Annotated in this window: 5 protein-coding genes; 2 read left to right on the forward strand and 3 right to left on the reverse strand. The window is 64.2% G+C overall.

Translation table 11 applies throughout. From position 1 onward, the window contains the following. Positions 1-96: 96 nt before the first annotated feature. Positions 97-1,473, reverse strand: a complete 1,377-nt coding sequence (locus FJ934_RS27605) for an MFS transporter (protein ID WP_140613557.1) — start codon at positions 1,471-1,473, stop codon at positions 97-99. A gap of 280 nt (positions 1,474-1,753) precedes the next feature. Continuing rightward, positions 1,754-6,544, reverse strand: coding sequence for an NAD-glutamate dehydrogenase (locus FJ934_RS27615; protein ID WP_140613558.1), 4,791 nt, complete (start codon positions 6,542-6,544; stop codon positions 1,754-1,756). 136 nt (positions 6,545-6,680) lie between these two features. Here FJ934_RS27615 and FJ934_RS27620 point away from each other — a divergent pair, with 136 nt between their 5' ends. Next, a complete protein-coding gene (locus tag FJ934_RS27620; protein WP_140613559.1) occupies positions 6,681-7,244 on the forward strand; it encodes a peroxidase-related enzyme in 564 nt (187 codons plus the stop codon). Positions 7,245-7,375: 131 nt separating this feature from the next. Beyond that, positions 7,376-7,699 carry a YciI family protein gene (locus FJ934_RS27625; RefSeq protein WP_140613560.1) on the forward strand — a complete coding sequence of 108 codons (324 nt, stop codon included), beginning with the start codon at positions 7,376-7,378 and terminating at the stop codon, positions 7,697-7,699. Between the two features lie 60 nt (positions 7,700-7,759). Here FJ934_RS27625 and FJ934_RS28250 read toward each other — a convergent pair. Beyond that, positions 7,760-7,966, reverse strand: a 207-nt coding sequence (locus tag FJ934_RS28250; protein WP_210241980.1) for a hypothetical protein, incomplete at its 5' end; no start/stop codon positions are given.

Consider the following 7,966-nt stretch of genomic DNA (forward strand, 5'->3'; position numbering starts at 1 on the left):
CCACGCCATTGTTGAGGGCTTCGTCCTTGCAAACCCATACTGACCACCGCCAAATCAAATGTGTGCGCACGCTAGCCACAAGGGGGGAGGGTAAACTCACCCCGCCGGCCGATCCGCCGGATATGGCGTCCTCGCCAGGATCGCCATGCCGATGCCGAGAAACAAGATGATCACCGCCATGCCGAGCCGCGCCGAACCGCTGAGCGCGGTGATGGTCGCCACCAGGAACGGCGCCAGGAAACTGGTCGCCCGGCCGGCCAGCGCGTAAATGCCGAAATAGCGGCCGGATTCCGCCGCCGTGACGCTGCGCGCCATGTAGGAACGCGACGACGCCTGCACCGGTCCGAAAGCCAGGCCGATCAACAGGCCGTACAGGATATAAGCTTTCTCAGCCGCCGTGCCGAACAGGCCGCCTGAATCGGTTGTCGAGAGCGGTACCAGGCCGAGCAGGGTGAAGCCCGGCCCCGTCGAGATGATACCGATGGTGGCGACCGACAGCATCACCAGCGCGATCATCACCACCGCCTTGGAGCCGAGCGCGGTATCCAGCCGCGCCGCGATCCAGCAGCCGAAAATGGCGACGATATTGAGGATGATGCCGAACATGCCGATCTCGGTGATCGACCAGTGGAACATGCCCGCCGCGAACGTGCCGCCGAGCGCCAGCAGCGCGTTGACGCCGTCCTGATAGATCATCCGTGCGACGAGGAAGCGGAAGATGCCGCCGCGCCGGCGCACCTCGGCCAGCGTCGATTTCAGCTCCGACAGCCCCTCGCGCACCGCCGGCCCGATCGGAATGCCCTTGATGGCGTCCGGCGTGAAGAAGAACATCGGCAGGATGAACAGGAAGTACCAGCCGGCCGACAGCGGCCCGGTGGCGCGGGCATCTTCGCCCAGATGCGGATCGAGCCCGAACAGCGGGGTGAGGCCGATGATGGTCTTGCCGGTCTCGGGCGAACCAGCCAGGCATGTCACCACGAAGATCAGCGCGATCATGCCGCCGAGATAGCCAAGGCCCCAGGCCGTGTTGGAGATGCGGCCGATCTCGCTCTTCGGCACCAGGCGCGGCATCATCGAATCATTGAACACGGTGGAGAATTCCGCCGCGACCGACGCCAGCGAGAACAGTGCCACGATCAGGAACAGGTTCGAGCCGGGCGCGGCGAACCAGAGCAAGCTAAGGCTGGTGATCTTGACGGCGGCGAAGAAGGCGATCCACGGTTTACGCGGCCCTGTCTGGTCGGCGATAGAACCAAGAATGGGCGATAGAACCGCGATCACCAGCCCGGCCGCGGCGATGCCGTAGCCCCAGACCGCCTGGCCGGTGTTGGGGTCGGCAGCCATGCGCGAGACGAAATAGGGACCGAAGATGAAGGTGGTGACGACCGTGAAGAACGGCTGCGCCGCCCAGTCGAAGAACATCCATCCCCAGATGCCGCGCCCGGACGCCCGCTGCATTGTCTCTACCGCCATCCTGACTCCCCTGGCACCCGCTCGGCCCGTGTCGGGCGCCATGTCTGCATGTTTCCGATGCTCATGCAAATGACAAGCGTCGCGCTGCCCCTCATCGCCCTGCCAGGCATTTCTCCCCGTAAAGTGACGGGGAGAAAGACGCTGTCGCCGAGGATTTCGCCAATCGTCGACGTGGCAGAATGAGCGCCGGCCTCCCGGCCGGTTCCCTTCTCCCCGTCACTATACGGGGAGAAGGTGGCGGCAGCCGGATGAGGGGCGGCACCACCTCCGCAAGAATTCGTCACATCCCCGTCAGATCGCTCATCAGCCCGGACGCCACCGACAGCCGCGACACGGTGATGTCGCCGCCCTCGGTCAGCGCCTGCAGCCGCTCGCGGATGCGCGCCACCCGCTCGCCGCCGGCTTCCAGCCAGGCGGCCACCGGATCGGCCGCCTTGGCATGACTGGTGAGCGCGGCGACCGCGATGCCGCGCCGCGCCGCGCCGATCGTGTCGGTGGCGCGCGACAGTGCGAGTTGGTCGTAATAATCCGAAGGCGTGATCGAGCGCGCGGCGTCCTCGACACGCGGAATGCGGAAGGCATCGCTGACGGCGAAGAACGCCTTGGCGGCCGCGACGATATCGGCGCCGGCCATGCGTGCCGTCAGCGCGATGTCCGGGATCAGTTCCGCCACTTCGCTCAATGCCAGCTGTTCGGCCAGCCGTTCCGGCGCACCGGCCTTGAACAGCCCGTGCCGCTTCTCCTCGATCCGCTCGCGCGAGAAAGCCGGCAGCAGCGAAACGAGCTTGGGCTCCAGGGCCTTGCGCGCCTCCTGCAGTTCGGCGATGCGCTGGCCGAGCGGCGCCATGCCGGCATCGTTCTTCAGATACCAGCCGCTGCTCATATAGATCAGCCGGCTAACAATCTGATAGAGATCGAGCTGCACCTGGCCGTCGATCTGGTTGTCGAGCGCGTCGATCTCGCGATAGAGCGCCGGCAGCGCGAAGCCGTCGCGCACCACGGCGAAGGTGCGCACCACATCGGCGGCGGTGCGGCCCGTGGCCTCCTGCAGCCTGTTGACGAAGGACGGGCCGCCGCGATTGACGAGGTCGTTGGCGACGACACGGGCGATGATCTCCCGGCGCAGCCTGTGGCCATGGATCTCGGACGCGTATTTCTTCGCCATCCGGTCCGGGAAATAGCCCATCAGGTCGCGGTCGAAATGCGCGTCGTCCGGCACGTCGCTGGCGACGATGTCGGAGAACAGCACGATCTTGGCATAGGCGAGCAGCACGCCGAGTTCGGCTCTGGTCAGCGGCTCGCCGCGTGCTTCGCGTTCGGCGAGTGCCGCCGGCGAGGGCAGTGTTTCCACGGCACGGTCGAGCAGGCCGCGCGCTTCGAGCGCGGACATGAACCGGGCCTGATGCGCGATGTCGGCGAGGCCACGCTTGCGGGCAATGGAAAGCGCCAGCGTCTGCTCGTAATTGTTGGACAGAACAAGCCCGCCGACCTCCTCGGTCATCTCGGCCAGCAGCTTGTTGCGTGCCGGACGCGTCAACGATCCCTTGCGCATGGCGGATGCCAGGGCGATCTTGATGTTGACCTCGACGTCGGAGCAGTTGACGCCGCCGGAATTGTCGATGGCATCGGAATTGCAGCGGCCGCCATTCATTCCGAACTCGATGCGCGCCCGCTGGGTGACGCCGAGGTTCGCGCCCTCGCCTATCACCTTGGCGCGCACGTCGAGCGCGGTGATGCGGATGGCGTCGTTGGCCCGGTCGCCGACATCGGCATTGGTCTCGGTCGAGGCCCGCAGATAGGTGCCGATGCCGCCGAACCACAGCAGGTCGACCGGCGCCTTGAGGATGGCGGTCATGATCTCGACCGGCGTGGCTGTCGTCTTGGCAAGGCCGATCGCCGCCGCAGCCGCGGCCGGCAAGGTGATCGACTTCTGGCTGCGCGAAACGATGATGCCGCCTTCCGACAGCTTGGTCTTGTCATAATCCTGCCAGCTCGACCGTGGCAGCGCGAACATGCGCTGGCGCTCGGCCATCGACGCCTCCATGTCGGGATCTGGATCGATGAAGATGTCGCGATGGTCGAAGGCGGCGATCAGCCTCGTTTTTGGCGACAACAACATGCCGTTGCCGAACACGTCGCCGGACATGTCGCCGACGCCGACGACGGTGAAGGGCGAGGTCTGGATGTCGCGGTTCATTTCGCGGAAATGCCGCTTGACCGCTTCCCAGGCGCCCTTGGCGGTGATGCCCATCTTCTTGTGATCATAGCCGGCCGAGCCGCCGCTGGCGAAAGCATCGTCCAGCCAGAAACCATGGCTTTCGCTGATGGCATTGGCGGTGTCGGAGAAGGTCGCCGTGCCCTTGTCGGCGGCGACGACGAAATAGGGGTCGTCCTGGTCGCGGCGCACCACGCCAGCCGGCGGAATGACACCCTCCAGCCCGATATTATCCGTAATCGACAACAGGCTGGAGACGAAGTTCTTGTAGGCCGAGGTGCCGGCCTCGAAGATCGCGTCGCGGCCGGCGCTCATCGGCAGTTTCTTGGGATAGAAGCCGCCCTTGGCGCCGACGGGCACGATGACGGCATTCTTGACTTGCTGCGCCTTGACCAGGCCAAGCACTTCGGTGCGGTAGTCCTGGGCGCGGTCCGACCAGCGCAGGCCGCCACGGGCCACCGGGCCGAAGCGCAGATGCAGCCCCTCGACCTCGGAGCCGTAGACGAAGATCTCGCGCCACGGTCGCGGCGCCGGCAATCCCTCGACCGCTTGCGAGTCGAGCTTGATCGCCAGCGATTGACCCTTCTGTTTCGTATCGGTAACGAAATGATTGGTGCGCAGCGAGGCTTCGATCAAATTGAGATAGCGGCGGATGATGGTGTCATCATCAATGTTGGGCACATCTTCCAAGGCATCCTTGATCTTGGCCTTGAGGTGCTTCGCCGCCACCACGCCTTCCGTCTCGGCCGTCGGCCCAAGCCGGGCGATGAACAGCGCATGCAGGCCGCGCGCGATCTCCGGGTAGCGGTTAAGCGCAGCGGCGATGAAATCCTGGCTTTGCGGAATGCCGACCTGCTGCAGATAGCGGCCATAGGCGCGCAGGATGGTGATTTCTTCAGACCACAGGCCGGCGGTCTGGGCAAGGCCGTTATAGCCGTCATTGTCGACGTCGCCGCGCCACACCGACAGGAACGCGTCCTCGAACAGCGCGCCGCCATCGGCAAGATCGATCGGCTTGCCGTAGCTGTTCTCCAACTCCATGTCGTGGATGAAGACCATGCCGGTCGCGTCGTCGCCGACCTCGAACGTACGCTCGCTGATCACCCGAAAACCGATATTTTCCAGCACCGGCACCCGCCGCGACAGCGCCACCGGGCTGCCATGATGATAGATCTTCAGCGCAGCCTGGTGCGGCTTCTGCTCGCCATGGCGATAATAGTCGATGGCGATCGGGTTGGCGGCGCTGATCCTGGCGATGCGCCCGGCATCGACCAGCGCCACCGCCGCGCTGAACGAATCGCGGTAGCTTTCCGGCAGCCTTGCGGCGATGGCTTTCAACGCCGGGTCGCTGCCGCTAGCCTCAGCCGCCTCGGAAAGGGCGTCCTCCCAGGTGCGGACGATATCGCGGATCGCCGCCTCGATCGTCGCCTGCTCGACCTTGGGCGTCTTGCCACCGGAGCGGCCGATGATGAAGTGGACACGCGCCAGCCCGCCTTCCGGGAAGGCCGGGTAATAGGCCGACAGCCGGCCTTCGAACACGGTCTTGAGATAGGTGCCGACCTTCTCGCGTACCACGCTGTCGTAGCGGTCGCGCGGCACGAAGACGAGGATCGAGACGAAGCGGTCGAACTGGTCGGCGCGCACCAGCGCCCTGACCCGCGGCCGCTCGATCAGGCCGAGGATGGCCGCGGCGTGCTTCCTTAGGATCGGCACCGGCACCTGGAACAATTCGTCGCGCGGATAGCTCTCCAGCACATTGATCAGCGCCTTGCCGGAATGGTCGTGCCGGTCGAAACCGGATTTGGCGATAATGGCTTCGGCCTTGGACCTGAGATACGGGATTTTCATCACCGAGCGCGTGTAGGCGGTCGAGGTGAACAGGCCGACGATGCGCAGTTCGCCCGACAACCCGCCCTTGGTGGTGTAGGTCTTGACGCCGATGTAATCGAGATAGATGCGGCGGTGCACGGAAGACTTGGCATTGGCCTTGGTGACGATCAACGGCTCCGGCCCGTGCAGGAAGGCGCGAATCTCAGGCGTTGTCGTCACCGCTTCAGTGCCGCGCCTGAGCACCAGCACGTCGGGATCGGACAGGATACCAAGCCCGGGCTTGTCGGCGCGCTCCAGCGTGCCGCTTTCCTCGCCGCCGGTATATTTGAACTCGCGCATGCCGAGGAAGGTGAAATTGTCGTCGCGCAGCCACTCCAGGAAGGCGATCGCCTCTGCAACGCTCTTCTTGTCGAGCGGCACAGCCGAATAGCGGAACTCCGAGATCGCCTGATCGAGCCGGGCCAGCATCGGTTTCCAGTCGTTGACGGCCGCATGCACTTGGCCAAGCATCTTGCGCAGCCGCTCGGCCAAGGCGTTTGCCGCCTCCGCGGTCAGCCGCGGGATATGGACGTGGATGACGCTCAGCCGGTCGTGGCTGCCGTCGTCCTTGGCGAAATTGCCGTCGCCGAGGATTTCCTCAACCCCGCCTTTGCCATGGCGCACCGTGATGACCGGATGGGTAACCAAGGTTGGCTCGCCGGCGGTCTCGGTGATCTCACCGAGGATGGAATCGAACAGAAACGGCATATTGTCGTTGACGACCGTTATGACCGTCATCGGCCTGCCTTCGCGGGCGACGCCGGAATCGCTCTCGACGGCAACGACGCACTCGCCTTTCTTGTGACGGGCTACCGCCTGGCCGGCGAGGTCGGCGGCGCGTTCCAGGTCACCCACTTGATAAGCGGCGATGTCTTCCGCCGGCGCACGGGCGAGCAGGTAATCGGCAAGCCTGGCTGGCCTGTCCTCCGTCTTCGCCGCCGCCGTTGCCCTCTTCTTCGACTTAGCTGCGGATTTCACGCTGGCCATGACGCTTCTTGCCTCCCGTCGTATGCTTTTGTGACTATGGTAGCAGATGACCGCCATTTGGCGACAAAGGTTTGACGGCTTGCCAAGAATTCTGGAATTCGGCGGCAAGGCATCGCCCGACGAGGAGAAACGAACCATGACCGGCAAAATCACCGCGCTTGATCTCGATACGGGGGAACTGAGCGAGCCGACAAAAGCCTATTTCGCCAAATGCGAGGAGAAGCTCGGGCTCGTTCCCAACGTGCTGAAGGCCTATGCCTTCGACGACAAGAAGCTGCGCGCCTTCACCGACATGTACAACGACCTGATGCTCGGCGATTCCGGCCTGTCGAAGCTGGAGCGCGAGATGATCGCGGTCGCCGTCTCCTCCATCAACCAGTGCTACTACTGCCTGACCGCGCATGGCGCGGCGGTGCGGCAGCTGTCCGGCGACCCTTCGCTCGGCGAGATGATGGTGATGAATTTCCGCGCCGCCGATCTTTCGCCGAGACAGACGGCAATGCTCGAATTCGCCGTCAAGCTGACCGAGGAACCGGCCAAGATCGTCGAGGTCGACCGGGCCACGCTTCGCAAGGCCGGCTTCAGCGACCGCGACATCTGGGACATCGCCTCGACGGCTGCCTTCTTCAACATGTCGAACCGGGTGGCGGCGGCGATCGACATGCGCCCGAATGACGAATACCACGCCATGGCAAGGTGAAGAACCGGGTCTCCAACCAGATTACATATTAGCAATCTCTCATTCTAATTGCGTGTTTGCCTTTTTGGCCCGATGATGGTGGGGCGGCACGGCCGCATGCCGGTTCGATGCCGCTGAACAAGGAGGAGAACATGGCGAAATTTCTCTATGTATATCATGGCTCCGGCAAGATGCCTGCGACCGAGGCCGAGCGGAAAGCCGCGATGGACGCCTGGAATGGCTGGTTCGGAAAGCTGGGCTCGGCGGTGGTCGACGGCGGCAATCCGGTCGGCATGTCCAAGACCGTGCTGCCGGGCGGCAAGGTCGAGAACAATGGCGGCAGCAATCCGACCGGCGGCTATTCGATCATCGAGGCCAAGGACATCGACGATGCCGCCGACAAGGCCAAGGGCTGCCCGATGCTGGCCATGCCGAACTGCAGCATCGAGATCGCGCCTATCATCGAAATGATGTAATGGGCGCGCCGCGCGTGCGACGCGGTAAAGCGCGACAAGACAAATCGCCGGCGCTGCCCCTCACCTGCCTGCCGGCATCCTCTCCCCGTATAGTGACGGGGAGAGGACGCTCTCATCGACGATTTCGCCGATCGCCAGCGTTGCTGAAAAAACGCCGAGGTTGCGGCCAGCCTCCTTCTCCCCGTCGCTATACGGGGAGAAGGTGCCGGTGTCCGAACCGGATAGATAGGTAACAGGATGGACCGATTGCATGGGTAACGGTTTTCT

It is taken from the genome of Mesorhizobium sp. B2-4-12 (genome assembly GCF_006441575.1).
Classification (GTDB): Bacteria; Pseudomonadota; Alphaproteobacteria; order Rhizobiales; family Rhizobiaceae; genus Mesorhizobium.

Excerpts from the sequence above, each read along its gene's own strand:
- FJ934_RS27615 (WP_140613558.1), bottom strand. The coding sequence starts at position 6,544 with ATGGCCAGCGTGAAATCCGCAGCTAAGTCGAAGAAGAGGGCAACGGCG.
- FJ934_RS27620 (WP_140613559.1), top strand. The coding sequence starts at position 6,681 with ATGACCGGCAAAATCACCGCGCTTGATCTCGATACGGGGGAACTGAGC.
- FJ934_RS27605 (WP_140613557.1), bottom strand. The coding sequence starts at position 1,473 with ATGGCGGTAGAGACAATGCAGCGGGCGTCCGGGCGCGGCATCTGGGGA.
- FJ934_RS27625 (WP_140613560.1), top strand. The coding sequence starts at position 7,376 with ATGGCGAAATTTCTCTATGTATATCATGGCTCCGGCAAGATGCCTGCG.